24 protein-coding genes, 1 pseudogene and 1 riboswitch are annotated in these 24,494 nt (G+C 68.7%); of the genes and pseudogenes, 10 read left to right on the top strand and 15 right to left on the bottom strand.

Annotated features, from left to right (window positions below; genetic code table 11):
- Both ACFWPJ_RS00325 and ACFWPJ_RS00320 read right to left on the bottom strand, forming a co-directional pair.
- The coding region (locus ACFWPJ_RS00325; RefSeq protein ID WP_378845473.1) for a glycosyltransferase family 39 protein at positions 1-1,816 on the bottom strand (1,816 nt) is incomplete at its 3' end.
- Complete coding sequence (locus ACFWPJ_RS00320) at positions 1,813-3,093, bottom strand: glycosyltransferase (RefSeq protein ID WP_378845471.1); 1,281 nt, start codon at positions 3,091-3,093, stop codon at positions 1,813-1,815. The genes ACFWPJ_RS00320 and ACFWPJ_RS00325, both read right to left, overlap by 4 nt.
- Before the next feature lie 231 nt (positions 3,094-3,324).
- Between ACFWPJ_RS00320 and ACFWPJ_RS00315 the strand changes: the two are divergent.
- A pseudogene (locus ACFWPJ_RS00315) lies at positions 3,325-3,459 on the top strand (hypothetical protein); the annotation flags it as partial.
- Between the two features lie 11 nt (positions 3,460-3,470).
- Here ACFWPJ_RS00315 and ACFWPJ_RS00310 read toward each other — a convergent pair.
- A complete protein-coding gene (locus ACFWPJ_RS00310; RefSeq protein WP_378845469.1) occupies positions 3,471-4,220 on the bottom strand; it encodes a class I SAM-dependent methyltransferase in 750 nt (249 codons plus the stop codon).
- A 166-nt stretch (positions 4,221-4,386) separates the two neighbouring features.
- On the opposite strand from ACFWPJ_RS00310, the gene ACFWPJ_RS00305 reads away from it, so the two are divergent.
- Positions 4,387-5,082 (top strand): TetR/AcrR family transcriptional regulator, encoded by a 696-nt coding sequence (locus ACFWPJ_RS00305; protein ID WP_378845467.1) that lies wholly within the window; start codon positions 4,387-4,389, stop codon positions 5,080-5,082.
- A gap of 118 nt (positions 5,083-5,200) precedes the next feature.
- On the opposite strand, the gene thiD is transcribed toward ACFWPJ_RS00305, so the two are convergent.
- Positions 5,201-6,049: a bifunctional hydroxymethylpyrimidine kinase/phosphomethylpyrimidine kinase gene (thiD, locus tag ACFWPJ_RS00300; protein WP_378845465.1), complete on the bottom strand. Its 849-nt coding sequence runs from the start codon at positions 6,047-6,049 to the stop codon at positions 5,201-5,203.
- A 77-nt stretch (positions 6,050-6,126) separates the two neighbouring features.
- Here thiD and ACFWPJ_RS00295 point away from each other — a divergent pair, with 77 nt between their 5' ends.
- Complete coding sequence (locus ACFWPJ_RS00295) at positions 6,127-7,275, top strand: GTP-binding protein (protein ID WP_378845463.1); 1,149 nt, start codon at positions 6,127-6,129, stop codon at positions 7,273-7,275.
- Positions 7,276-7,379: 104 nt separating this feature from the next.
- On the opposite strand, the gene ACFWPJ_RS00290 is transcribed toward ACFWPJ_RS00295, so the two are convergent.
- The gene (locus tag ACFWPJ_RS00290) at positions 7,380-8,525 is read right to left on the bottom strand and encodes an epoxide hydrolase family protein (RefSeq protein WP_378845461.1); all 1,146 of its coding nucleotides are present in this window, start codon (positions 8,523-8,525) and stop codon (positions 7,380-7,382) included.
- Between the two features lie 89 nt (positions 8,526-8,614).
- Between ACFWPJ_RS00290 and ACFWPJ_RS00285 the strand changes: the two genes are divergently transcribed.
- Both ACFWPJ_RS00285 and ACFWPJ_RS00280 read left to right on the top strand, forming a co-directional pair.
- A complete protein-coding gene (locus ACFWPJ_RS00285; RefSeq protein WP_378845460.1) occupies positions 8,615-9,262 on the top strand; it encodes a TetR/AcrR family transcriptional regulator in 648 nt (215 codons plus the stop codon).
- Between the two features lie 80 nt (positions 9,263-9,342).
- Positions 9,343-9,753 carry a VOC family protein gene (locus ACFWPJ_RS00280; RefSeq protein WP_378845459.1) on the top strand — a complete coding sequence of 137 codons (411 nt, stop codon included), beginning with the start codon at positions 9,343-9,345 and terminating at the stop codon, positions 9,751-9,753.
- A gap of 222 nt (positions 9,754-9,975) precedes the next feature.
- Here ACFWPJ_RS00280 and ACFWPJ_RS00275 read toward each other — a convergent pair whose 3' ends face one another.
- On the bottom strand, positions 9,976-11,220 hold the full coding sequence (locus ACFWPJ_RS00275; RefSeq protein ID WP_378845458.1) for a KasA/KasB family beta-ketoacyl-ACP synthase: 1,245 nt from the start codon (positions 11,218-11,220) through the stop codon (positions 9,976-9,978).
- Positions 11,221-11,259: 39 nt separating this feature from the next.
- Between ACFWPJ_RS00275 and ACFWPJ_RS00270 the strand changes: the two genes are divergently transcribed.
- The 5 genes from ACFWPJ_RS00270 (at position 11,260) to ACFWPJ_RS00250 (ending at position 14,438) form a co-directional block, all read left to right on the top strand.
- Entirely contained in the window at positions 11,260-11,823 is a 564-nt protein-coding gene (locus ACFWPJ_RS00270) for a TetR/AcrR family transcriptional regulator (protein ID WP_378845457.1), read from the top strand.
- A gap of 465 nt (positions 11,824-12,288) precedes the next feature.
- The gene (locus tag ACFWPJ_RS00265; RefSeq protein WP_378845456.1) at positions 12,289-13,017 is read left to right on the top strand and encodes an endonuclease domain-containing protein; all 729 of its coding nucleotides are present in this window, start codon (positions 12,289-12,291) and stop codon (positions 13,015-13,017) included.
- Positions 13,018-13,158: 141 nt separating this feature from the next.
- Complete coding sequence (locus tag ACFWPJ_RS00260; RefSeq protein ID WP_378845454.1) at positions 13,159-13,590, top strand: SRPBCC domain-containing protein; 432 nt, start codon at positions 13,159-13,161, stop codon at positions 13,588-13,590.
- Positions 13,580-13,909, top strand: coding sequence for an ArsR/SmtB family transcription factor (locus tag ACFWPJ_RS00255; RefSeq protein WP_378845452.1), 330 nt, complete (start codon positions 13,580-13,582; stop codon positions 13,907-13,909). The genes ACFWPJ_RS00260 and ACFWPJ_RS00255 overlap by 11 nt, the downstream gene beginning before the upstream one ends.
- Before the next feature lie 16 nt (positions 13,910-13,925).
- On the top strand, positions 13,926-14,438 hold the full coding sequence (locus tag ACFWPJ_RS00250) for an SRPBCC domain-containing protein (protein ID WP_378845450.1): 513 nt from the start codon (positions 13,926-13,928) through the stop codon (positions 14,436-14,438).
- On the opposite strand, the gene ACFWPJ_RS00245 is transcribed toward ACFWPJ_RS00250, so the two are convergent.
- From ACFWPJ_RS00245 to ACFWPJ_RS00205, 9 genes are all read right to left on the bottom strand, one after another.
- On the bottom strand, positions 14,439-15,233 hold the full coding sequence (locus ACFWPJ_RS00245; RefSeq protein ID WP_378845448.1) for a thioesterase family protein: 795 nt from the start codon (positions 15,231-15,233) through the stop codon (positions 14,439-14,441). It abuts the gene before it with no gap.
- Between the two features lie 136 nt (positions 15,234-15,369).
- Positions 15,370-15,582: a hypothetical protein gene (locus ACFWPJ_RS00240; RefSeq protein ID WP_378845446.1), complete on the bottom strand. Its 213-nt coding sequence runs from the start codon at positions 15,580-15,582 to the stop codon at positions 15,370-15,372.
- Between the two features lie 80 nt (positions 15,583-15,662).
- A complete protein-coding gene (gene thiC / locus ACFWPJ_RS00235) occupies positions 15,663-17,315 on the bottom strand; it encodes a phosphomethylpyrimidine synthase ThiC (RefSeq protein WP_378845444.1) in 1,653 nt (550 codons plus the stop codon).
- Positions 17,308-17,437: riboswitch (TPP riboswitch) on the bottom strand. It overlaps the preceding gene by 8 nt.
- A gap of 72 nt (positions 17,438-17,509) precedes the next feature.
- Positions 17,510-19,774 (bottom strand): MMPL family transporter, encoded by a 2,265-nt coding sequence (locus ACFWPJ_RS00230; RefSeq protein ID WP_378845442.1) that lies wholly within the window; start codon positions 19,772-19,774, stop codon positions 17,510-17,512.
- 139 nt (positions 19,775-19,913) lie between these two features.
- Complete coding sequence (locus tag ACFWPJ_RS00225) at positions 19,914-20,093, bottom strand: hypothetical protein (RefSeq protein ID WP_378845440.1); 180 nt, start codon at positions 20,091-20,093, stop codon at positions 19,914-19,916.
- A 55-nt stretch (positions 20,094-20,148) separates the two neighbouring features.
- The gene (gene fahA / locus ACFWPJ_RS00220; protein WP_378845438.1) at positions 20,149-21,336 is read right to left on the bottom strand and encodes a fumarylacetoacetase; all 1,188 of its coding nucleotides are present in this window, start codon (positions 21,334-21,336) and stop codon (positions 20,149-20,151) included.
- A complete protein-coding gene (locus tag ACFWPJ_RS00215; RefSeq protein WP_378845436.1) occupies positions 21,333-22,535 on the bottom strand; it encodes a homogentisate 1,2-dioxygenase in 1,203 nt (400 codons plus the stop codon). The genes fahA and ACFWPJ_RS00215 overlap by 4 nt, the downstream gene beginning before the upstream one ends.
- A gap of 66 nt (positions 22,536-22,601) precedes the next feature.
- Complete coding sequence (locus ACFWPJ_RS00210; RefSeq protein WP_378845435.1) at positions 22,602-23,417, bottom strand: exodeoxyribonuclease III; 816 nt, start codon at positions 23,415-23,417, stop codon at positions 22,602-22,604.
- Positions 23,418-23,432: 15 nt separating this feature from the next.
- Positions 23,433-24,395 carry a GNAT family N-acetyltransferase gene (locus tag ACFWPJ_RS00205; protein ID WP_378845434.1) on the bottom strand — a complete coding sequence of 321 codons (963 nt, stop codon included), beginning with the start codon at positions 24,393-24,395 and terminating at the stop codon, positions 23,433-23,435.
- Positions 24,396-24,494: the final 99 nt, after the last annotated feature.

The following is a 24,494-nucleotide window of genomic DNA, read 5'->3' as shown; positions in this document are numbered from 1 at the left end:
CGAGGGTGGGGGAGGGGTCGCTGCCGTTTAATCCGCCGATCGGCATCACCGGCAGCTCGGTGGCCAGCTGGTATCCGGCCGCGCTGTTGGAACCGACGGTGGCGGCGACCCAGGTGTAGTCGCCTCCGTTCTGCTCGAGCAGCGTGACGATCTGCTCGCTCGGGCGTGAGCCACTGAGCAGGCCACCCGCGCCGCCCATGCGATCACCCTGCATGGCACCGTCCGGCTGCGACGCGCCTCCCTGATTCGCCGAACCGCCCAACGGCATGCTGCTGCCGGGCGCTGTGCCCATCCGTCCGTCGCCTCCGTCGGGACGCATACCGGGTCCACCCATCCCACGCATCCCACCGGCATTCGGTCCGGCGGACGGGATCGCGCCGGAGTGTGCGGTGGCGATGGTGTCGATCGAGTAGGCGACCGGTCCGGCGAGGCCGATGAACGCGGCGGCGATCGCGGCGATCACCGATTGCCTGCGCGCGAGCGGGAAGGCGACCGCGATGGTCGCGAGCACGCCGACCACCAGGATCGTCCAGCGCAGCCATGGCTGGAAGGAAACGCTGCGCGACAACAACACCCACGCGGTCGCGGTGGTGAGGCCGATGGCGAGCGCGCAGGTGAGGCGCGCCCACAGCCGGTCTCGCGCAGCCCAGATCTGCGCGGCGCCGATGCCGACCAGCGCGGCGACGGCGGGGGCGAGGGCCACCGTGTAGTACTGGTGGAAGATGCCCGCCATGAAGCTGAACACCAGACCGGTGACGAGCAGCCAACCGCCCCACAGGATCAGCGCGGCGCGGCGGCGATCGGTGCGCGGGGCCCGTCCACGCAGGACGAGTCCGGCGCCCAGGGCGACCAGGGCGGCCGGGATCAGCCAGGCGATCTGACCGCCCTGCGCCGGCTCGAACAGCCGGGTGATGCCGGTGCTGCCCCACATGCCGTTGCCGCCCGCGGGCAGTTCACCGCCGGGGCCGACGCTGCCGCGCTCGTTGCCGTTCAACCGGCCGAGCCCGTTGTAGCCGAGGGTGAGTTCGATGATCGAATTCTCGTGCGACCCACCGATCCACGGACGCTGATCGGCAGGCCAGAGCTCCACCGTCAGCAGCCACCAGCCCGCGGCGACGACCATCGCGGCGCCGGCGGCGAACAGTCGCGCGATGCGCTTGCCCAGCTTGGGCGGGCCGGCGATCAGATAGGTGAGCGCCAGCGCGGGCACCACCAGCAGCACCTGCAACTGTTTGGCGAGGAAGCCGAAGCCGATCAGGCCACCGGTGAGCAGCAGCCAGCGCCATCGGCCGTCGGCGACGGCACGCGTCATCGCCCAGGCGGCCGCGGTCATCAACAGCACCAGCAGGGCATCGGGGTTGTTGAACCGGAACATCAGCACCGCAACGGGAGTCACCGCGAGCAGGATGCCTGCGATCAGTCCAGCGGCCGGTCCGAACGACCGGCGCACCGCCGCCCACAACGCCGCGACCGAAGCCACGCCGAGCAGCACCTGCGGAACGAGCATGCTCCAGCTGTTGAGCCCGAACAGCCGCACCGACAGCTCCATCACCCACAGCGAGGCGGGCGGTTTGTCGACCGTGATCGAGTTGGCCGCATCGGAGGAGCCGAAGAAGAACGCCTCCCACGATTGCGAACCCGCTTGTACGGCAGCGGCATAGAAGTCGTTGGCCCACCCGTTGGCGCTCAGATTGATCAGATAGGCGATGGCAGTGCCGACCAGCAGCACCGCCAATCCCGGTAGTTCCCAGCGTGTTCGAGCCGCAGCGGTGGTCACCGCGCCGCTGGATGCCGGTCGCGCGATCGTGGCAGTCATCGACGCACCTCCAGCGTGCCCGGGCGAGGTGTCGATTCCGAACCGTCAGCGGTGGCAGTGGTGCGGTCGGAGCCCGCATGCCGGAAGACCCAGCGCAGGCCGACGAAACGGGCCAGTGTCGCAACGAGATTGGCGGTGACGAGGACGCCGAGTTCCACCGCGACGGGTGCGTCGGGAGCCCAGCGGTGCAGGGCGAACAGTGAGCCGCTGGTGACCGCCAGCCCGAACCCGAAGATCGCCAGGCCCTGGAACTGGTGCGACACCGCATCCCTGCGGCCGCGCACGCCGAACGTGAACGTCCGGTTGGCCGCGGTATTGCCCACCGCGGTCACCAGCAGCGCCACCAGATTCGCGCCCTGGCCGCCGAACAGCGGTTGCAGTAGCAGGTACAGCACGATGTAGGCCAGCGTCGAGCTCACGCCGACGATCGCGAATCGCACCAGCTGGCCGACCATCCCGAGCGGCACCCCGGCCACCAGCGGTTCCCGGCCGATGGCGGCGCGTAGTTCGTCCAGCGGCAGCGCGCCGGCGGTCAGCGCTCTGGTCAGCCGCCAGATGCCGCGCAGGTCCTTGCGGGCGGTGTCGATGATGTCGACCCGGCTGTCGGGGTCGTCGATCCAGTCGACGGGCACCTCGTGGATGCGCAGTCCCGCGCGCTCGGCGAGGACGAGCAGTTCGGTGTCGAAGAACCATTCGCCGTCGCGTACCAGCGGCAGCAGCTCACGGGCGACCTCGGTGCGCACGGCCTTGAAACCGCACTGCGCGTCGGAGAAGTGCGCGCGCAGTGTGGTTTTCAGCAGCAGGTTGTAGCAGCGGGAGATGATCTCGCGCTTGGGTCCGCGCACCACCCTGGCCGCCGCGTCGAGCCGGGTGCCGATCGCGAGATCGGAATGCCCGGACACCAGCGGCGCGACCAGCGGCAGCAACGCGTCCAGATCGGTCGACAGGTCGACGTCCATATACGCCACCACCGTTGCGTCCGACCCGGTCCACGCGGTGCGCAGCGCCCGACCGCGGCCCTTGGCGTCCAGGTGCAGGACCCGGACGCCGTCGAGTTCGGTCGCCAGCAGCTGCGCCACCGCCAGGGTGGCATCGGTGCTGGCGTTGTCGGCGATCGTGATCCGGGCGGTGAACGGGAATCCCGCGCGCAGGTAGGCGTGCAGCCTGCGCACGCACACCCCTAGATCGGTTTCTTCGTTGTAGACGGGAATCACCACGTCGAGCACCGGCGCGCGGGTGCTCTGCGTGGTCTGTGGCTCGGCCTCGGTCTGGGTCATGGCACCACCCTCGGCGGCGGCGCTGCCACCGGGCTGGGACCGAGCTGGGAGGTTGCTGGGGATCGGCGGAAGCCGCCGAGCCAGCTAAACTGCGGAAGGCTCGACGACATGCTGGAACAGTGCTCGGCTGGACGCATGGAGGCTCTGGCGATGCCCACGATCATCGCGGTGCTGGTCGCCCTCGTCGGCGCGTTCGTGCAGATCCGACGCCAGCCCGGCCGCCCGGCGGCCGACATCGGGATCCCGCTGTGGACCGACATCCTCCTGCCGATCGTCATGTGGGTTCTCTACGTGCTGTCGCGACGCAGCAACGGCGACGCGGTGCCGAAAGCCGAAGCGGGCACCGAGGGTAGCCGGGGCCGCTGACCATTTTCGCGTCAGCCGCGGCGCAGGCGCAGCACGCTGTCGGCGCGCTCGCCTTCCACCCCATCCGGACTGGTCGACGGGCTGTAGACGAGCTCGGCCGTCTCCACCTGCCACTCGGGCCCGAGCGCCAACTGCTCGAGCACCTGCTCGATGGTCGGGAACGCGATGTGGTCGTGCGGGGGCGTTGTCACCCAGCTCGGCCAGCCCGCGTGCCCGCCGATCACCAGCACGCCACCGGGCGCGACGGCGGCCGCCGCCTTGCGCAGGATGGTCGCGCGCTCGTCGGGTTGCTCGACCGGCGAGTGCAGGAACTGTGCGGAGACCAGGTCGAAGCTGCCCGCGGGAAAGTCCGCGTGCAGGTCGTGGCGGGCCCAGGTGATCTGCACGCCCGCGGCGGCCGCGTGCTGAGCACCACGCTCCATCGCGGTCGTCGAGATGTCCACCGCGGTCACCTGCCACCCCTGCTGTGCCAGCCAGATCGCGTCGCCACCCTCACCGCATCCGAGGTCGAGCGCGGTACCGGCGGGCAGGCCGCTGACCTCGCGGACCAGGGTCTTGTTCGCGTTGCCGGTCCAGATCTGCTCGCGTTCCCGGTAAAAATCCTCCCAGAACTGTTCGGCGGCTGTTCCGCCTCCCCGGGAATTCAGGCCAGACTCGTGTGCCTCCCGTGCAGCGTTGGCGGCTTGCTGTTCGGATGGGTGCGAGATTGCCCGTACCCGGTGAGTTACCGATGTACTCGCGGCGGTCAGTCGTTCGGTCATCGAGGCTCCTCGATCGGGGGTGCGGAATCTATTCGATAGTGCAGTGCCCCGCCGAAAACCAGCAAGGAAAATTGCCGGTCTGGCAAACACTGCCCCGCGGAGACCTGAGGCCGACCGCCCCAATAGGCTTCTGCCCGTGACGCGGGGTTACCGGAAGGCAGACGAGATGCCGGGCCGTCGTGTCGATGCGCGGACCGAGCGGTGGCGTGAACACCGGGTGCAGGTGCGCATCGAATTCGTCGACGCCGCTTTCCGTGCCCTGGATCGGGTCGGCCCCGATGTGAGCATGGGCGATATCGCCAAGGAAGCCGGCGCGGCCAAGCCGAAGCTCTACCGCCATTTCGAGGACAAGACCGACCTCTACAACGCGATCGTCGACCGGGTCCGCGACATGCTCTGGGAGCGCATGCTCAGCGGGGTGGATCTCACCGACGATTCCGTCGCCGACCTGGTCCGTCGCGCCGCCGCCGAATACGTGGCGGTGGTCTCGGAACACCCGAACGTCTTCCGGTTCATGCTGCACAGCCATTTCAGCCAGCAGGCCAAGGAAACGGAACGGGCCTTGGTCGCCGCCAGGCAGTCCGCGCGGCGCGCTGCCGAATTCTTCGCCGGCCTGCTGCCGACCGAATCGATCGACGTGGCCGGGATCGAACTGGTGAACTATTCGATTTTCGGTGCGGTGGCCTCGGCCACGGACTGGTGGCTCGGTGCGAATCAGCGCGAAGTCTCGGCAATGCCGGTCGAGCGATTCGTCGAGTATCTGGCCGAGAGCATCTCGGCGCTGGCACAGGCGCACGCCCGCTTCAGCGGGGTCAGGATCGACCCGTCCAAGCCGCTGCGCGACGCATTCGTCGTCGACTGAACGCTTCCCACCGCGCCCGGCACGAACTCCGTTGTTCTCGCCGGCTACGTCGTTGGAACCGGTGGGGGTGCGGCGAATTCAGTATGAACCCGCCCACCGACAAGTTCGCGACGCGACGCTAGGCGTCGGTGTGCAACCGCCACAGCGGCGAAACCGGCCCGTGGCCTGCGCCGAGATCATACGAAGCGGCCAGGCAGCGATAGGTCCACTCCTTGGCGAAGGCGACCGCGTCGGGAACCGAATACCCGTTGGCCAGCGCGCTGGCGATGGCGGCGGCGAGGGTGTCGCCGCCGCCGTGATCGTTGCCGGTGGCAATGCGCGGCGCGGTGAACTCGCGGAAGGTGTCGCCGTCGTAGAGCAGATCGGTGCTGGACTCCGAGGCGCGCAGGTGCCCGCCCTTCACGATCGCCCACTGCGCGCCCAGCGCGTGCAGTGCCTCGGCGGCCTTGCGGGCGGTGGCGTCGTCGACGACTTCGATGCCGGTGATCAGGCGAACCTCGTCGAGATTCGGGGTGACCACCGTCGCCAGCGGGATGAGCGTATTGCGCACTGCGTCCAGCGCCTCGGCGTGCAGCAGCGGATCGCCGTGCATCGACGCGGCGACCGGGTCGACGACCAGGGGAACAGCGGCATCGCGCCCGATCCCGACCTCGCGGCACACCTCGGCGACAGCCTCGATGATCGCGGTGGAAGCCAGCATGCCGGTCTTGGCCGCCCCGATCCCGATATCGCGGACGACCACCCGCACCTGGTCGGCCACGATCTGCGGCGGGATCTCGTGAAATCCGCTGACGCCCACCGTGTTCTGCACGGTCACCGCCGCCACCGCGACACAGGCGTGCACGCCGCACAGCGCCATGGTCCGCGAATCGGCCTGGATGCCCGCGCCGCCACCGGAATCGGTGCCCGCGATGGTGAGCGCGCGGACGGGGGTCTGGCCATCGGGGGTCAGCGGCAGCATCTTCACGCCCCAACCCTACGACCGGCCGTCCGGTTCCGAGACCCCACCTACAAACAGCAAATGAAAACCATTATCATTAACTGGTGACCAACTCCGCCGCCACCGCACATCTGCCCGTCACCGTCCTGTCCGGCTTCCTCGGCGCCGGCAAGACCACGCTGCTCAACCACATCCTCGCCAACCGGGACGGCCGCCGGGTCGCGGTCATCGTCAACGACATGAGCGAGGTCAATATCGACGCCGCGCTCGTCGCCGGCCAGGGTCAGCTCGACCGCACCGAGGAGAAACTGGTCGAGCTGACCAACGGCTGCATCTGCTGCACGCTGCGCGAGGACCTGATCGAGGCGGTCGCCCGGCTCGCCCGCGAGGGGCGGTTCGACCAGCTGGTAATCGAGTCGACCGGCATCTCCGAGCCCATGCCGGTGGCCGCGACCTTCGACTGGGAGTTCGAGGACGGCTTCCGCCTCGGCGACCTCGCCCGCCTCGACACCATGGTGACCGTGGTCGACGCCTCGACCTTCCTGGCCGAGCTGGTCAAGGGCCAGGCGCTGGCCGAGCGGGAACTCGAAGCGGGCGAGGGCGATTCGCGCACCATCGCGGATCTGCTGGTCGACCAGGTGGAGTTCGCCGACGTGCTGCTGATCAACAAGATCGACCTGGTGAGCGCGAACGCCGCGGCCACCGTGGAGGCGACGGTGCGGCGGCTCAATCCGCGTGCGCATATCCTGCGCACCGAGAAGGGCGTCGTCGCGCTGGACGAGGTGCTCGGCACCGGCCGCTACAACCCGGTGGTGGCCGCCGAGGCCGAGGGCTGGGCCGAGGAGCTGGCGGGCGGCCACACTCCCGAAACCGAGGAGTACGGGATCAGCAGCCTCACCTACACCGCCGACCGCCCGTTCCATCCCGAGCGGCTCGGCGATGCGCTGTCCGGGTTGCGGGGGATGTTGCGCAGCAAGGGATTCTGCTGGATCGCGAGTCGTCCCGGGCTCGCCGCGATCTGGTCGCAGGCCGGTCCGAATCTGACCTTCGAGCCGGGAGCGTGGTGGTCGTCGCTCGAAGTTCCCGCGGGACAGGAGATCGTCTTCATCGGGGTGCGCCTCGACAAGGCCGGTGTCCGGCGCGAACTCGATGCCGCGCTGCTCACCGACGCGGAGTTCGCGGCGGGTCCGGCGGGGTGGACCGGCTACGCTGATCCCTTCCCGGCCTGGGGTGACCTGCACGAGCACCACTGATTGCCGCCATTGGGGCGCATATCACACTGTGCTGGTGCATGATTCGAAGGGGTCGCGACCCACGCACCGATGAGGGGAGCGTGGGCCGCGGCACCGAAGCCGAATCAGGCGAGGCCGGCGAAGAACCGGCGGATATCGCCGACCAGCACCTCGGGTGCCTCATGCGCGGCATAGTGCCCGGCCGCGTCGTTCGCGCCGCCGGATGCCGCGGCGGTGTCGTAGGAATTCCAGCTCACGATGTTGCTGTGGTCGCGCTCGGCGAACCGGCGGATCGACTGGAAATCGCCCGCGAACATCGCCAGCCCGGTCGGCACGACGGTCGGCTCGGTCGGGTACTCGGTGGCGTGCGCGTCCTCGTAGTAGAACCGCAGCGAGGAGCCCGCGGTCCCGGTGAGCCAGTACAGCGCCACGTTCGCGATCACGAACCGCGGGTCGATCGACTCGCCGAACAGCTGGGCGTTCCAGCCGAGCAGGCCGATCGGGGAGTCGGCGAGGGCGTAGGCCAGGGTCTGGGGCTGCTGGCTGTGCAGGGTGTTGAAGGCCATCTTGTTCGCGTGGAACCACTGAAGGTGCTGCAGCGCGGCCATATCCGCCTCGGAAAGGCCCTCGAACTCGGCCGGGTCGCCGGACGGGAACGAGAACAGCTGGGTGACGTGCACGCCGATCACCTGCTCCGGCGCGATCCGGCCGAGCTCGGGGGAGACCATCGAGCCGCCGTCGTTGCCGATGGCGCCGTAGCGCTCGTAGCCGAGGCGCGCCATCAGTTCCGCCCAGGCGCGGGCGGTGCGGTAGCGGTTCCAGCCGGTGCTGCGGGTCGGGCCGGAGAAACCGAAGCCGGGCAGCGACGGGATGACCAGGTGGAAGGCGGGATCCTCGGCCGATTCCGGCTCGGTGAGCGGCGCGATGACGTCGACGTATTCCAGGATCGAGCCGGGCCAGCCGTGGGTCAGGATCACCGGCGTCGCGTCGGGACGCGAGGAGCGGATGTGCAGGAAGTGGATGTCCTCACCCTCGATCTCGGTGGTGAACTGCGGGTACGCGTTCAGCTCGGATTCCAGTGCGCGCCAGTCGAACTGCTCGAGCCAGTACTGGGCGAGGGAGCGGACGCGATCGGCCGGGACGCCGTAGGAGTCGCCGACGCCGGGCAGCTCGTCCGGGTACAGCGCGCCGCGCAGGCGGGCGGCGAGGTCGTCGAGACGGGCCTGGGGGACATCGATGCGGAAGGGGGTGATGGTGGCCGTGGTGGTCATGCCGACTCCTTCTGATGAAACGGAATGTTTCGCTCTGTTCCAAACGTAACAGAACGGATCATTCCGTTTCAAGTGGTAGGCTGATATTCATGCCGAAGCAGACCGAAACCGCAGCTCAGCCCCGCTTACCCGGCCGCAAGGCGCAAGCCGCGCGCAACGACGGGCTGATCCTCGACGCCGCCCGCGCCGTCTTCCTCGACGATCCGACCGCGCCGATCGCGGCCGTCGCGGAACGAGCGGGCGTCGGGATCAGCGCGCTCTACCGGCGTTACCCGAGCAAGGAGGTGCTGCTGCGCACGCTGTGCCACGAGGGGCTACGCCGGTTCAATGCCGAAGCCGATGCGGCGCTGGAGGATTCGGATGGCTGGCGCGGATTCGTCGGCTTCCTGGAACGGGTGGTCGAGGCCGACGTCCACTCGCTGACGGTGAAGCTCGCCGGCACCTTCACCCCCGACGAGTCGATGCTGCCCGACGTGACGCATTCGGGCGAGGCGGCCGCGGAGCTGGTACGCCGGGCCCACGCGAGCGGACGCCTGCGAGCCGATTTCGACGCGCAGGACGTCGGACTGCTACTGGAAGCCTGCGCCGCGGTCACGATGCCTGACCCGGTGCGGACGGCCGAGCTGCGGCAGCGGGTGCTGGCCCTGTTGATCGATGGAATGACGGCCGAGGGTGAGCTACCCGGCCCGCCACCCGCCGAGGGCGAATTTGCCTGGAGATGGGAGCGAAGGCCATGAGCGCGCGGGTCGTTCGGCCGTGATGTGGCGGGGCTGGTGGCAGACTTGGCGCGACCATCCGACACCGCAGGAGGCACGTCGTGAACTGGACCTTGGAAGTGGTGATCGTCCCGGTCTCCGATATCGATCGGGCCAAGGATTTCTACGCGAATCAGCTGGGCTTCGTCGTCGACCATGACACGGTGATCTCCGACGACGTGCGCATCGTGCAACTCACCCCGCCCGGCTCCGGCTGCTCGATCGTCATCGGCAAGGGCGCGGTGCCCGAGATGCCGCCCGGGTCGCTGAAGGGTTTGCAGCTGGTGGTGCCCGATATCCAGCAGGCGCACGCCGAATTGGTGGCGCGTGGCGTCGAGGTCACCGACGTGCGATCGCTGGGGCAGAACCCGTCGCCGACACCGCATCCCCTCGACAATGTCGGCTTCGTCTTCTTCAGCGATCCCGACGGCAACGGCTGGGCCGTGCAGCAGATCTCCAGCCGAGCCGGGTAATCCTCGAGCTGATCCGAACCCCGCCGGGGGACCGGTCCCGGCGGGCGCCATGAACGAATGCTGTTGGCGAGCCACACCGAAACCGGCGAGCGACGGACCCCGCTGTACCGTCGCCCAGGCTCGCGATGGCGGTGTCGGGGTCCCAGGCGTCGTCGTCGCCGCGGGTGAGCGCGGTGTAGCCGTCGGCGGGAGCCAAGTAGACCGGTTCGATATAGGCCTGACTCAGGCCCGGCCGAAGGCCAAGGCCACATTGTGGCCGCCGAAGCCGAACGAGTTGTTGAGCGCGTAGCCGATCCGCTGCCGCCGCGCGGACCCGGCGACGACATCCAGGTCGATCGCCGGGTCGGCGTTGTCGTAGTTGAGAGTCGGCGGTACGACCTGTTCGCGCAGACTCAGCACTGTGATGACCGACTCCAGCGCGCCGACGGCGCCGATGGAATGGCCGAGCGCCGATTTCGGCGCGTAGACCGAGGCGGTGGGTGTCACCGCGGTGATGGCCGCGGCTTCGGAGGCGTCGCCGATCGGAGTGGAGGTGGCATGTGCGTTCACGTGGTCGATGTCGGACTCCCGAAGTCCCGCTGTCCGAACGGCTTTGCGCATCGCGCGGGCCGCGCCGACGCCGGCCGGATCGGAGGCGACGATGTGATAGGCGTCGGAGGTGATGCCCGCCCCGAGCACGCGGGCGTGGATCTCGGCGCCCCGCGCCCTGGCATGGCGCTCGGATTCGAGCACCATCAGCGCGCCCGCCTCGCCGAAGACGAAACCGTCGCGGTCGCGATCGAACGGCCGTGAGGCACGGGCGGGTTCGTCGTTGCGGGTGCTCATCGCCCGCATCATGGCGAACCCGGCGATCGGCACCGCGTGAATGTGGCCCTCGACCCCGCCTGCCACCACCACGTCGGCCTCGCCGGTGGCGATCAACCGCCAGGCGTGCGCGATCGCCTCCGAACCGGACGAACACGCCGACACGGGCGCGAAAACACCTGCCTGAGCGCCGAGCTCGAGGCCGATGGTCGCGGCGGGACCGTTGGGCATCACCATCGGGACCGCCAGCGGCGAGACCTTGCGGTAGCCGCCCGACCGCATCGCGTCGACGGCATCGATCAGCGCGTCACCGCCGCCGAGCCCGGTTCCCACCGCGACGGCGAGCCGCTCGCCCTCGACCTCGGGAGCGCCAGCGGCCTGCCACACGTGCCGGCCGAGCACCAGCGCCAGCCGCTCCACGTAGGAGTGCCTGCGCTGTTCGATCCGGGTGAGCCGGGTGTCCGGCGAGGTGGTGAGCGGGCCGCCGATCCGTACCGGGAGGTCGTGCTCGGCGAGCAGCGCCGCGGGCAGCTGCCGGATGCCGCTGTCGCCGCGCAGCAGCCGGGACCAGGTCTCGTCCATGGTGTCGGCCAGCGAGGTGGTCGCCGCGTAGGCGGTCACGACCACGCCGTCCCGAGTTTCTGAAGCGATCGGTACAGTCACGCTGACATGAATACCTGTAGCGGTCGCTACAGTCAACCTATGGCCCGTCCCCTCGACCACCGCAAACGCGCTGAACTACTGGCCGGCGTCGTGGCGTACATCGCCGCGCACGGCCTGGCCGAGCTGTCGCTGCGCCCGCTGGCCGCCGCCCTCGGCACCAGCTCGCGCATGCTCATCTACTACTTCGAGACCAAAGAGAAACTGCTGGTCCAGGCACTGACGACGCAGCGGCCCGACCTGGCGGCGGTGTTCGCCGACATCACTGAGCCCGCCCAGTTGCGCGCCCGGCTCACCGGCTTCTTCGACCTGAACTCCGGGGGCGCCGGGGCCGACAGCGTGCGGGTGCTCTTGCAGGTGCTCGGCGCCGCGTGCGCCCCCGATTCGCCGTATCAGGACTACGCGAACGCCGCCATCGCCACCTTCATCACCGAACTCGCCGCCGCGCTGCGCCGCACCCGCCTGGCCGAGGACCCTGAGGTGGTGGCGACGCTGCTCGTCTCCGCGCTGCGCGGCATCATCCAGGACCGCGTGATCACCGGGGACACGGCACGCACAGGCCGGGCCGCGCAAACCCTTATCGATGCGGTGCTCCCCGCACGCTGACAGTTCACTGCGCCGCCGCGCTCGCTCCGGACTCCCCGAACCGGCCCGCACCCAGCTGGTAGACACCGCGAGCCACGCCTTCGACACCGCCCTCACCACCACCGCTTACCTCTCCGCCGCGGTAGTCGGAGTCGTCACCGCCGTCACGGTCTGGCTGGTGCCCAAAGGCTTTCGCGTCACCGGTGGCCACCGATCCGGCCTGAACGTGCAATCTGCCGCCGCTCAGTCAGAAAACTGACTCCCGAGCGTCGGTTTGCACGTTTACGCCGGTTGATCCACAGGCCGCAAACTATCCACAGGCCCCACCTTTTGCGGGGGTTCCGCACCCGCCGGGCACGCAGAATTTCCGCCATGGACAGAGTCGTCACCCGGGCGCAGTTGGCCGCGGAGGGTGTTGCTTCGAGCACGATCGGTGACCGGTGCAGGCGGGGTGTCTACTCGAGATTGCTACCGGGGGTCTTCTGCGTGGGTGAACCGACGGCATTCGCGCGCTGCGCAGCGATCATCGAATGGCTGCCCGACGCGTGTCTCAGTCACCGAACCGCGGCGTGGTTGCGGGCGATGCTGCCCGAACCGGAGTTGTTCGAAGCGACCGTACCCTCTTCGCGCTACCGCAAGACGCCGCCCTGGCTGCGGCTGTATCGACGCGACCTGCCCGCCGACGCGGTCGACCACGCCGCCGAGCTGCCGATGACAACAGCGGCGCACACGGTGCTCGACTGTCTGACCGTCCTGCCTGCAGCCGAAGCCGACCGCTTGATCGATGAACAGCTGCTCCGCACGGTTGACCCGCACGAGTTGTCGAGCCTGTGCGAAACCGGTCGGCCCGGCGTGGCGGCCCTGCGGAAACAGCTGCGGCAGGCGGCACTACGGCCGATGTCGGAGCCCGAGCGGTTGTTCGCCCGCGCACTCGCCCGCCGGAACCTGCACCTGCTGGCGAACGAGCCTGTCGGTCCGTTCTTCGGCGACTTCGTCGACGTCCGCAGCCGGACCGTCGTCGAGATCGATGGCTGGGAGTTCCACAGCGACCGCGTGACCTTCTGCCGTGACCGCCGTAGACAGAACTGGCTGGTGATCAATGGCTGGTTCGTGCTGCGGTACTCGGCCCACGATGTCCTGCGCAATCTCGATGAGTGTGTGGACGAGGTCGAACGCGTTGTCCGCCGTCGGCGATTCGGGCGAGGACTGGCGTAATCGTGCAATTCGAGGTTATCCAGTCAGAAAACTGACTGGATGGGGGTTGATTGCACGATTAGGCCGGGCCATCCATTGACGCAACCTTGTGGTTGCAATAACCTGGGTTGCAACCACTCAGTTGCTATAAAGGGAGGCATCATGGGATTTCCTGATCAGATCGTGCGGACTGTCGAGCTCGCGCATCCGCCAGCCAAGGTGTGGGCGGCGATCACCACCGCCGAAGGGCTGGCGAGCTGGTTCGGCAATACCGCGGAGATCGACCTGCGGCCCGGTGGGGATATGCGGATGACCTGGAACGAGGGGTTCGCGGCGGACATGCGGGTGGAGCGGGTCGAGGAGCCGACCGTGTTCGGCTACACCTGGCCGATCAACGGCCTGCCCGATGACGACCCGCGCCGCACCTATGTCGAGTTCACCCTCGAGCCGGTCGGGGCGGGCACCCGGCTGACCGTCGTCGAGACCGGGTTCGCCCAGCTGCCCGATGACCTCCACAAGGAGGCGTTCGAGGGCAATGTCGGTGGCTGGAAGAGCGAGCTGGGTGAGCTCGTCGAGTACCTCGATGCGGCCTGAGCTCGAGGCCACCGCCGAACGGGTCTTCGTCGCGCTGGCCGATCCGAGCAGGCGGTCGGTGCTGGCCGCACTCGCCGCACAGGGACCGTCCACCGCGACCGACCTCGCCGATCGCCTGCCGATCACGCGCCAGGCGATCGCGAAACACCTTGCCTTGCTTGCCGATGCGGGCTTGGTGATCGCGGAACCGGGCGAGCGGCGGCGCGTGCGCTACCGCCTCGACTCCGCGCCGATGCACGTGGCACAACAATTTCTGGCCGCCCTGGCCCGCGACTGGGACGGTCCACTCGACGCGCTCCGTCGACATCTGGACGGCTGAGCCGGAAGGAAAAGCAATGAGCGACAACGATTTCACCGCCACTATCACCGTGGACAAGACACCCGACGAGGTATTCGCCGCGATCAACGACGTCTGGGGCTGGTGGTCGGAGACCATCGAGGGCACCACCGGTTCGGTCGGTGACAGCTACCTGTTCGAGGTGCCCGGCATCCATCGCTGCACGATGACGACCACCGAATCCGTCCCCGGCCGCCGCCTGGTCTGGCACGTGACCGACTCGCACCTCGCGTTCGTCGAGGACACCACCGAGTGGGACGACACCGACGTCGTCTTCGACATCACCGAAACCGCGGACGGCACCGAAGTCCGTTTCACCCATGAGGGTTTGGTGCCGGCGGGCGAATGCTACGAGGTGTGCTCCAACGCGTGGGGCGCCTACATCACCACGAGCCTGCGCGGCCTGCTCACCACCGGGGAGGGTGATCCATTCCGGCGCACCAGCACCGGCGAGTCGGAACTGCGTAAGCACGGCAATGCCGACCTCGTGAACCTGGACGCCCTGCGCTGATCAGCCGCGCGGTGCGATGAGCAGCGTCTGAGTGCTGCGGCCGATCGGCCCGGTCTCGTCGAACAACGCGGATTCGGCGAGACCGATGCCGTGCGGCTGCGGGTGGGTCACCGCGTCCAGGCACACCCACTCGCCGACCGGCTGCCGATGCAGGGTGACGGTGAGGTCGGTATTGATGAACAGGTACTTCGACCAATCGAGCACCGAGCTCACCCCGTTGCCCGAGTCGGCGGCGGCCAGCGTCCGCTCCAGGGGGCTCGGTGTGGTGCCCGCGACGATCGGATACTTCAGCCGGATCCAGCAGACCGCGGGCCCCGGCCTCCCGAAAGAGCCGGAGGCGAACCGGTATTCGATCCCGGTGTGGAAACCGATCTGCTGATCGGAAGGGAACACCTCGGGTTCCGTCGCCGTCGGCAGCGGACGCGTACCGCTCGGCAGGAATTCGACCGGCAGATCGAGCGCGGGCTCACTGCGCTTGAGCCGCCACGCGTTGGCCTGCATCACCGGCCCACGCTCCGACGACAACGTCGCCTGGATCAGCTCCACGCTCCGCCCCGACCGCACCACCTCGGCCCGCGCCGTCAACGGCGCCAGCGGCACGGGCCCGAGGATCTCCACCGCGACCCGCCCGACCTGGAACCCCTCCCGCGGCGCACACCGCTCGATCACATGCCCGAGCAGCGCCGAGGGCGGGCCCGCGTGCTGAGCATCCGGCGACCACGGACCGCGGGTCAGCTCGGTCGAGATGTACCGGTTCGGGTCCGCGGAGTCGGGGAGATAGAAGGCGTCGGCCACCCGGCCGACGTTACCCCGACCAATGATCGGGGTCAGCCGACGGTGTAGCCCACGGCCGACGCGGGCGAGGACGGCCATTTCCAGCTCGGTGATCCGCGCACAGGCGGCCGCGCCTCGGGTGGACCCCGCCGTGAAGCTAGGCGGAGCCGGTGGTCACCAAGGTGAGCAAGTCGAGCAGGGGGCGGATGGGGCAGGGATTGATATCGGTCGACGTGCAGCCGAGGGACGACGAACCGGAATCGGCGACCGGCAGCGGCGAGGCCGCCGCAGCGGTGCCGAGCGGTGCGGCGAGAGACAGGGCGGCGGCAGCGACGGTCCCGGCGACGATGCGTTTCGTGCGAGCGGACATGCCAGCACCCTACTGACCGCCCGGAGTAGGGAAAGCCCCCGAAATCCAGGGGTGGACTTCGGGGGCTCGGCTCCGTTCGGTCAGGAGACGACCGGCAGGTACACCTGGCTGCCGTGGTCGGCGAACTCGGCCGACTTCTCGGCCATGCCCGCCTCGATGGCGGCGACGTCGGTGAGGCCCTGCTTCTCGGCGTATTCGCGCACGTCGGCGGAGATGCGCATGGAGCAGAACTTCGGGCCGCACATGGAGCAGAAGTGCGCGGTCTTGGCGGGCTCGGCGGGCAGGGTCTCGTCGTGGTATTCGCGGGCGGTGTCCGGGTCGAGCGAGAGCGCGAACTGGTCGTGCCAGCGGAATTCGAAACGGGCCTTGGACAATTCGTTGTCGCGGTCCTGGGCGTGCGGGTGGCCCTTGGCGAGGTCGGCGGCGTGGGCGGCGATCTTGTAGGTGATCACGCCGACCTTGACGTCGTCGCGGTTGGGCAGGCCGAGGTGCTCCTTGGGGGTGACGTAGCAGAGCATCGCGGTACCGGCCTGGGCGATGATCGCGGCGCCGATGGCCGAGGTGATGTGGTCGTAGGCGGGCGCGATATCGGTGGCGAGCGGGCCAAGGGTGTAGAACGGGGCCTCTTCGCAGAGCTCTTCCTCGAGCTTGACGTTCTCGACGATCTTGTGCATCGGCACGTGGCCGGGGCCTTCGATCATCACCTGCACGCCATAGGATTTCGCGATCTTGGTGAGCTCGCCGAGGGTGCGCAGCTCGGCGAACTGGGCCTCGTCGTTGGCGTCGGCGATCGAGCCGGGACGCAGGCCGTCGCCCAGGGAGAACGTAACGTCGTACTTCGCCAGGATCTCGCAGAGTTCACGGAAGTGCGTGTACAGGAACGATTCCTGGTGGTGGGCCAGACACCACGCGGCCATGATCGAACCACCGCGCGAGACGATGCCCGTGACGCGCTTGGCGGTCAGCGGGATGTAGCGCAGCAGCACGCCCGCGTGCACGGTCATGTAGTCCACACCCTGCTCGCACTGCTCGATCACGGTGTCGCGGTACATCTCCCAGGTGAGCTTGGTGGGATCACCGTTCACCTTCTCCAGCGCCTGGTAGATCGGCACGGTGCCGATCGGGACGGGGGAGTTGCGCAGGATCCACTCGCGGGTCTCGTGGATGTTCTTGCCGGTCGACAGGTCCATGATGGTGTCGGCGCCCCAGCGCGAGGCCCACACCATCTTCTCGACCTCTTCGGCGATCGACGACGACACCGCCGAGTTGCCGATGTTCGCGTTGATCTTGACCAGGAACTTCTTGCCGATGATGGTCGGCTCCAGCTCCGGGTGCTTGTGGTTGGCCGGGATCACCGCGCGACCGGCGGCGACCTCGTCCCGCACCAGCTCCGGCGAGACACCCTCGCGCGCGGCGATGAAGCGCATCTCCGAGGTGATTTTGCCCTGGCGCGCCCAGGCGAGCTGGGTGGGCGGGCCGTCGACGGCGGGGGAGTCCCACTCGTCGCGCAGCTTCGGCAGACCGGCCTCGAGGTCGATCACCGCGTTGTCGTCGGTGTACGGGCCGGAGGTGTCGAAGACATCGAAATTGTCGCCGTTGGTGAGGTTGATCCGGCGCACCGGAATGCGCAGGCCGTCGACCTCTTGGTAGTGCTTGACGCTGCCCTGGATCGGCCCGGTGGTGACGGTGTCGACCGGAGCGGTGCTCCCGTTCGAAGGCGTGGCTGTGCCCATGCTGTTTCCTCCCTACGCCGGCATTACCCGGTCAGGTTCAAACGGTCGACGGCCCTGAGCGCCCCATGAACTGGGCTAGCCGTCCTCTCAGCCCGCTGGTGCGAGCCCCCGTTGGCGTGTGAAATTTTCGAGGCCGACGATACCCGCCGTGGTTCGCGACCCGCCCGGGAAGTCCGGTACAGGCCGCGAACAGCTCAGGCGGAGGCCGGTGCGGGTACGGGCCGCTCGACCTTGGCGGGCTCGGGCTCGTCCGCCTCGTGCAGGCCGAACCTGTTGTGCAGCTTGACCAGTGGCTTGGGCGCCCACCAGTTCCAGGTGCCCATCATCCGCATCAGCGCCGGCGCGAGCAGCCCGCGGATGACGGTGGCGTCGCTGATCACGGCCAGCGCGCAGCCGAGGCCGAACAGCTTCATCATCGACACGCCGGAGGTCGCCACGCCGAGGAACACGATGCTCATCAGCAGCGCCGCGGCGGTGAAGATGCGGCCGGTGCGGGCAACGCCCATGGCGACGGCCTCGGTATTGCCCTCGGTCGTCTTGGGCCCGGCCAGCCATTCCTCCCGGATCCGGGAGAGCAGGAACACCTCGTAGTCCATGGAGGCGCCGAAGGCCAGGCTGAACATGAGGATGGGCATGGCCAGGTTGAGCGTGCCGGTGGAGGTGAAGCCGAGCAGCCCCGACAGGTTCCCCTCCTGGAAGATCCACACCATCGCGCCGAACGTCGCCGCCAGCGACAGAATGTTCAGCGCCAGCGCCTTCACCGGCAGCACCACACTGCCGGTGAACAGGAACAGCAGCACCAGGGTGGTGAGCGCGATCAGCGCGCCCGCCAGCGGCAGTTTGCCGGTGATCGCGGTGACCGAGTCCTGGTTGAGGGCGGCCGGGCCGGTGACCAGGGCATCGGATGGAGCGGGGACGGCGCGCACCGCGTCGAGCTGGGTGCGGCCCGCGTCGGAGTACGGGTCGAGCGTGGTCGCGACCGACAGGTACGCGCCCGCCGACGGGTCCGACATCTCGGGAACACCGGCGGCCACCCGCAGCCCGTTGCGGTAGACGGCCGAGCTGCTGAGGACGGCGGGCACATGGGGCACCGTGGACAGCTCGCGGGCGTAGGCGTCCAGGTCGGCGGGGGTGCCACGGAACTCGGGCAGCACGATGGTCGCGCTCGACGCCATGTCGGCGTCGAACTCGGTGCGCAACACGTCACCGACCTCGCGACTGGCCACCCCGGTGGGCAGCGAGCGATCGTCGGGGTAGCCGAACTGGACGCCCAGGAACGGCGAGCCGAGCAGCAGCAGGAACGCGGTGGTCGCCAGCGCGATCGGCATCGGCCGCTTCATCACGGCGGTGACCAGGCGGTACCAGAACGTCCGCTGCGGCTGCTTCTCCGCGCGCGGCGCCAGCCGGAACAGCTTGCGCAACGGAGCGCGCAGGTCGACCGCGTCGATCCGGTCGCCGACCAGGATGAGCAGCGCGGGCAGCACGATCACGGCCGCGGCGGTGGCGGCCGCGACGACCGCGATACCCGCGTAGGCGAACGATTTGAAGAAGTACTGCGGGAACACCAGCAGCGCCGACAGCGACAGCGCGACGACCAGCGCCGAGTAGACCACCGTCCGGCCCGCGGTGCGGATCGACCGGATCACCGCGTCGGTGGGCGTGGCGCCCGCGGTGAGCTCCTCGCGATACCGGCTGACGATGAACAGGATGTCGTCGATCGCCAGCGCGAGGCCGAGCGCGGTGGTCATGTTCAGCGCGAAGATCGACACATCGGTGACCGCGGTCAGCACCCGCAGGATGCCCAGCGCCGCCGCGATGGCGAACAGGCCGATCGCGATGGGCAGCGCCGCGGCGACGACGCTGCCGAACACCAGCGCCAGCAGCAGACCGGTCACCGGGATCGCGACGGCCTCGGCGATCACCAGATCCTTGCTGATCTGGGTGTTGATATCGGAGAACGACGCGGCCAGACCGCCCGCCTCGATGGTCACCGGCCCGCCCGCGACCTGTACTTCCTCGCTGAGCTTGCCCGCGCGCAGCGGCAGCTCGGCGTCGTCGCCCTCGATGCTGGCCAGGATGAGCGCCCGCTTGCCGTCTTTGCTGCGCAGGGCCTGCTTCAGATCGGGGCGCGTGGTCCAGTACGACTGCACACCGCTGACGATCTCGGGATCTTGCCGCAGCTTGGCGATCGCGGTATCGGCGGCGGCCCGCGCCGCGGGCGAATCGGCGCCGTCCTCGGCGGTGACGAGCAGGACGTAGTTCGGCTCGGAGCCGGGGAAGTGCTCGCTCAGGTACTGGCTCGCCTGCACCGCGTCGAGATCTTCGGTGACGAATCCGCCCGATTTCATGTGCGAGTGCACGGTGGCGCCGATCGCGCCACACAGGATCATCAGCAACAGGGCGACTGCGACAACCAGGCGCGGTCGGCCCACGGCGGCGCGGGCGATTCTCGTCAACATCGTCGGGGGACTCTCTGTTCGGGAACGTCGAACGTCACCGTATCCCGCCATCGATTCTGCTCGATACCACCTCTAGGTGGAGGTTGTGCAGTACCCTCTTCCACCCCAGGGTGGATGCCGCGACCGATACTGCTGCCGGTTACGGCGTGGACGAACCGCTGAACAGGAGCGAGAAGAAGTTCTGGATCTGCTCCGAGGAACCAGGTGCGACGCAGGGCACGGGATATGGCCCGCACTCCGCTGCCGCCGGCGCCGCCAACGGCAGCTGAACGAGACCGATGAGGGCGAGACCTGCCACGGCGGCGATGGTGGATTTCATGCGGTCACGGTATCGATGTGTACGGTGGCCGCGGCAGACCCGAGCTCCGGTGGCATCAAGTGTTGCGGGCGGGCAGGATTCGTCCACTGACCTGGCCGAGGCCGATGCGGCGGCCCGCCGTGCCGGGGGCGGTGGCGGTGATCGTCACCTCGTCGCCGTCGGCCAGGAAGGTACGGGATTCGCCGCTCACGGTGACGGGTTGCGTTCCGCCCCAGGACAGTTCGATGAACGAACCGCGCTGGGTGGGTTCGGGCCCGGAGATGGTGCCGGAGGCGTAGAGGTCGCCGGGGCGGATCGAGGCGCCGTTGGCGGTGAGGTGGGCGAGCATCTGCGCGGGGGACCAGTACATCCGTGAATAGGGCGGGTGCGCGACGACTTCGCCGTTCCAGCTGACGGTCAGGTCGACGTCTAGGCCGTAGTTGTCGGTGCCGCGCAGGTAGGGGAGCGGCTCCGGCGACTGCGCCGGCAGGGGAATCCGGGCCTCGGCCAGTGCGGCGAGCGGGGTGATCCAGGCGGAGATCGAGGTGCTGAACGACTTGCCGAGGAACGGGCCGAGCGGCTGGTACTCCCAGGCCTGGATGTCGCGGGCCGACCAGTCGTTGACCAGGGCGACGCCGAAGACATGCTCGGCGAACTCGTCGACCCCCACCGGAACACCGAGCGGCGAGCCGGTGCCGACCACGAAACCCAGCTCCGCCTCGATATCGAGGCGCTGCGACGGACCGAACTCCGGTGTGCCGGAATCGGTGCGGCGCTGCCCCCGCGGGCGGATCACCGGCGTCTCCGACACGACGACCGTGCCCGCCCGGCCGTGGTACCCCACCGGCAGATGCCGCCAATTCGGCAGCAGCGGTTCACTATCCGGGCGGAACAGCCTGCCCAGGTTCGTGGCGTGGTCGATGCTGGCGTAGAAGTCGACGTAGTCGCCGATCCGTACCGGCAGCGCCAGGTCCACCGCGTCGACGGGATGCAGCGCCTCGACCGGCAGCTCGGTCTCGGCGAGCTCGCGCAAGCGCTCACGCACCGTGTGCCAGCGGGCGGGTCCGGCGGCGAGGAAGGCATTCAGATCCGGTCGGGCGAAGATCGGATCACCGAGCAGCACAACCAGATCCAGCACGGTATTGCCGAGCCTGACCCCCACCCGGAACTCACCCTCCGGCGGTGCGAAGACACCGTAGGGCATGTTCTCCGGCCCGAACAGCGAGTCCGGGTGCACCTCGACGCGCAGCAGCCGGGCGCTCATCGCAGCCCCGGCCCTCGCCCGGACCAGGTCCAGGCATAGGCGGGATCCTCGCAGGCCAGCGCGCCCTCCCCGAGTTGCAGCGGCCGGAAGGTATCGACCATCACCGCCAGCTCGTCGAAGAACTCCGCGCCGATACTGCGCTCGTAGGCGCCCGGCTGCGGGCCGTGCGCGTAGCCGCCGGGATGCACCGACACCGAACCCTGAGTGATCCCGGAACCCTTGCGCGCCTCGTAGTTTCCGCCGCAATAGAACATGATCTCGTCGGAATCCACATTCGAGTGGTAGTACGGAACGGGAATCGACAGCGGGTGATAGTCCACCTTGCGCGGCACGAAATTGCAGACGACGAAGTTGATGCCCTCGAACGCCTGATGCACCGGCGGCGGCTGATGCACCCGGCCGGTGAGCGGTTCGAAGTCGGCGATATTGAAGGTGTACGGGTACAGGCAGCCGTCCCAGCCAACCACATCGAACGGGTGCGTGGCGTAGGTCATCCTGGTGCCGACCACTTCAGCACCGGGCCGGTGCTTGACCAGCACCTCCACCTCGGCGCCCTCGGCAATAAGAAGTTCGGACGGGCCGTGCAGGTCCCGCTCGCAATACGGCGAATTCTCCAGCAGCTGACCGAATTTCGACAGGTACCGCTTGGGTGGCGTGATGTGACTCGACGACTCGATCACGTACGCGCGCAACGGCTCATCGCCGGTGGGCAGCCAGCGATGCGTGGTCGCCCTCGGCATGATCAGCTGATCGCCTTGTCTGACCGGCACCGCGCCGAACACGCTCTCCACCACGGCCGCACCGGATTCCACGTACACCAGCTCGTCGCCGATGGCATTGCGGTACAGCGGGGACGTGCTCTTGGCGACCACATACGAGATCCGCACGTCGGCATTGCCCAGCAGCAGCCTGCGGCCGGTCACCGGGTCGGTCTCGGCGGGTGTATCGCCGGGGAAGAGATCGGGAAGACGCAGGTGCCGATGGCGCAGTGGATGATTCGGCGTCAGCGATTGATCGGGCAGCTCCCACACCGTCGCGTCGATGATCGCGGGCGGTAGGCCACGGTGGTAGAGGAGCGAGGAATCACCGGAGAACCCCTCCTCGCCCATCAGCTCCTCGTAATAGAGGTTGCCGCTCTCGTCCCGATGCTGCGTATGCCGCTTCGGCGGCACAGCACCGAGCTGCCGATAAAACGCCACAAGCACACCTCCCGCTACCTCGCAGGCCGGATGGTCCTGTCATCCACGGTACCGCTCACGGCGGGGTCAGTCGGTGAACTCCGCGATGACCGGGGCGTGGTCGCTGGCGCCCTTGCCCTTGCGCTCGTCCCGGTCGACCGAGGCGTCCTTGACCGTGTCGGCGAGGGCGGGGGAGGCGAGGATGAAGTCGATGCGCATGCCCTCCTTGCGGGGGAAACGCAGCTGGGTGTAGTCCCAGTAGGTGTAGACGCCGGGTCCCGGCGCGAACGGGCGCAGCACATCGCGGAAGCCGGTGTCGAGCATGCTCTGGAACGCGGCCCGCTCGGGCCCCGAGGTGTGGGTCTTGCCTTCGAAGAACTCCGGCGACCACACGTCGTCGTCGGTCGGCGCGATATTCCAGTCGCCGACCAGGGCGATCTTCGCCGCCGGATCGTCGGCCAGCCAGCCGGTGGCCTGCTCACGCAAGGTCGACAGCCAGTTCAGCTTGTAGGCGTAGTGCGGGTCGGCGAGGGCGCGGCCGTTGGGCACGTACAGGCTCCACACCCGTACCCCGCCGCAGGTCGCGCCAATCGCCCTGGCCTCGACCACCGGCGACTCGATCAGCGAGTCACCCGCGTTCTTGTCGAAACCGGGCTGGTGCGGGAACGCGACCTCGACGTCGGTGAGGCCGACCCTGGACACGATGGCCACACCGTTCCACTGATTGAGCCCGACGTGGGCGACCTCGTAGCCCGCCGCGTCGAACTGCTCGTAGGGGAACTGGTCGTCGCGGCACTTGGTTTCCTGGATCGCCAGCACGTCGATGTCGTGGCGGTCCAGGAAGGCGGTCACCCGATCGACGCGGGAGCGGACCGAGTTGACGTTCCAGGTGGCGAGACGCACGTTCGCGTTCCTTTCCTACGTGGCGCTGGGCGGCGCGGCGTAGCGGTAGCTGTGGTGTTCGAGGAAGCCGAGCTCGCGGTACAGCGCGAGTCCGGCAGAGTTACCCATTTCCACCTGCACGTAAGCGTGGGTGGCTCCCTGCTCGGCGCCCCAGCGGATCAGCTCGGCGCACAGCAGCGCGGCGAGTCCGTTGCGGCGATGTGCGGTCGCGACGGCGACGCAGGTCAGGCCGACCCAGCGCCTGCCGTCGGGCGCGGTGGTCACCGCGCCGCGGCCGATGGCCAGCGGCTCCGGCATGCCGAGCGAGGCGAAGCCGAGCGCGCCGTCCAGGACCGAGGTGAGTACGGTCCGGTCCGGTGCGCGCACGGCGGGATCGAGCGGGATCTCGCCGCGGTAGCGGTGCACCGCCAGCCAGCCGTCGTCGGGTTCGGCGGCGATCCGCACCATCGGCGGGCCTTGCGGCAGCACGAAATTCGCGATGTCGAGACCCAGGACGACGGTCTCGCTCCAGGTGTTCCAGCCCGGCGGGACCGGGGCCAGCCGATCGGGCAGCTGCAACAGCAGCGGCAGCCCGTTGGCGGTGTACCAGTCCGCGATCCGGTGCATGGTGTCGATCGACAGCACCGCGGGCACGCCGGATTCACCAAGCGGCACAGCGGAATTCGCGCGCCCGGTGTAGCCGTTGCCCGCCCGCGCGAGCCAGCCGTCGATCCACAGGTGACTGCTGCCCGGCCACGCGGCGGCCGCCGCGGTCTCCAGCGACCTGATCTCCCTGGTGCGAATCGGCCTTGGCCCCAGCGCTTTCAGCGCGACGACCCGGTCGGCCGCGACCGAGACCAGCTCACCGTCGGCGGTGCGCACCGACGGCGGACTCAGCGACACCAGCTCGCCGATCACATCGGTGAGCGGCTGTGGATAACCCTCCGGCAGCTGATACCGCATCACCACGCGGCGGCCGAGAGGGATCTCAGTCGTCATGACCGAACGGATCGGGCACGGTGCCCGGGATCCAGCTCAGACCCGGTGTGCCCCAGTCCGATCGGGTCATCTGATTGCCCGTGGTGCAGCCGGTAAGCG

Origin of the sequence: Nocardia sp. NPDC058497, from assembly GCF_042720195.1 — a bacterium.
GTDB lineage: Bacteria > Actinomycetota > Actinomycetes > Mycobacteriales > Mycobacteriaceae > Nocardia.
This window is presented reverse-complemented; position numbering and strand designations above follow the sequence as displayed.

Bases quoted from the DNA above. Each gene is read 5' to 3' on its own strand.
- ACFWPJ_RS00285 (WP_378845460.1), top strand. From the start codon at position 8,615: ATGCCGAAGCAGACCGAAACCGCAGCTCAGCCCCGCTTACCCGGCCGC.
- ACFWPJ_RS00205 (WP_378845434.1), bottom strand. From the start codon at position 24,395: ATGACGACTGAGATCCCTCTCGGCCGCCGCGTGGTGATGCGGTATCAG.
- ACFWPJ_RS00320 (WP_378845471.1), bottom strand. From the start codon at position 3,093: ATGACCCAGACCGAGGCCGAGCCACAGACCACGCAGAGCACCCGCGCG.
- fahA (WP_378845438.1), bottom strand. From the start codon at position 21,336: ATGAGCGCCCGGCTGCTGCGCGTCGAGGTGCACCCGGACTCGCTGTTC.
- ACFWPJ_RS00255 (WP_378845452.1), top strand. From the start codon at position 13,580: ATGCGGCCTGAGCTCGAGGCCACCGCCGAACGGGTCTTCGTCGCGCTG.
- ACFWPJ_RS00230 (WP_378845442.1), bottom strand. From the start codon at position 19,774: ATGTTGACGAGAATCGCCCGCGCCGCCGTGGGCCGACCGCGCCTGGTT.
- ACFWPJ_RS00305 (WP_378845467.1), top strand. From the start codon at position 4,387: ATGCCGGGCCGTCGTGTCGATGCGCGGACCGAGCGGTGGCGTGAACAC.
- ACFWPJ_RS00290 (WP_378845461.1), bottom strand. From the start codon at position 8,525: ATGACCACCACGGCCACCATCACCCCCTTCCGCATCGATGTCCCCCAG.
- ACFWPJ_RS00250 (WP_378845450.1), top strand. From the start codon at position 13,926: ATGAGCGACAACGATTTCACCGCCACTATCACCGTGGACAAGACACCC.
- thiC (WP_378845444.1), bottom strand. From the start codon at position 17,315: ATGGGCACAGCCACGCCTTCGAACGGGAGCACCGCTCCGGTCGACACC.
- ACFWPJ_RS00270 (WP_378845457.1), top strand. From the start codon at position 11,260: ATGGCCCGTCCCCTCGACCACCGCAAACGCGCTGAACTACTGGCCGGC.
- ACFWPJ_RS00225 (WP_378845440.1), bottom strand. From the start codon at position 20,093: ATGAAATCCACCATCGCCGCCGTGGCAGGTCTCGCCCTCATCGGTCTC.
- ACFWPJ_RS00310 (WP_378845469.1), bottom strand. From the start codon at position 4,220: ATGACCGAACGACTGACCGCCGCGAGTACATCGGTAACTCACCGGGTA.
- ACFWPJ_RS00240 (WP_378845446.1), bottom strand. From the start codon at position 15,582: ATGTCCGCTCGCACGAAACGCATCGTCGCCGGGACCGTCGCTGCCGCC.
- ACFWPJ_RS00260 (WP_378845454.1), top strand. From the start codon at position 13,159: ATGGGATTTCCTGATCAGATCGTGCGGACTGTCGAGCTCGCGCATCCG.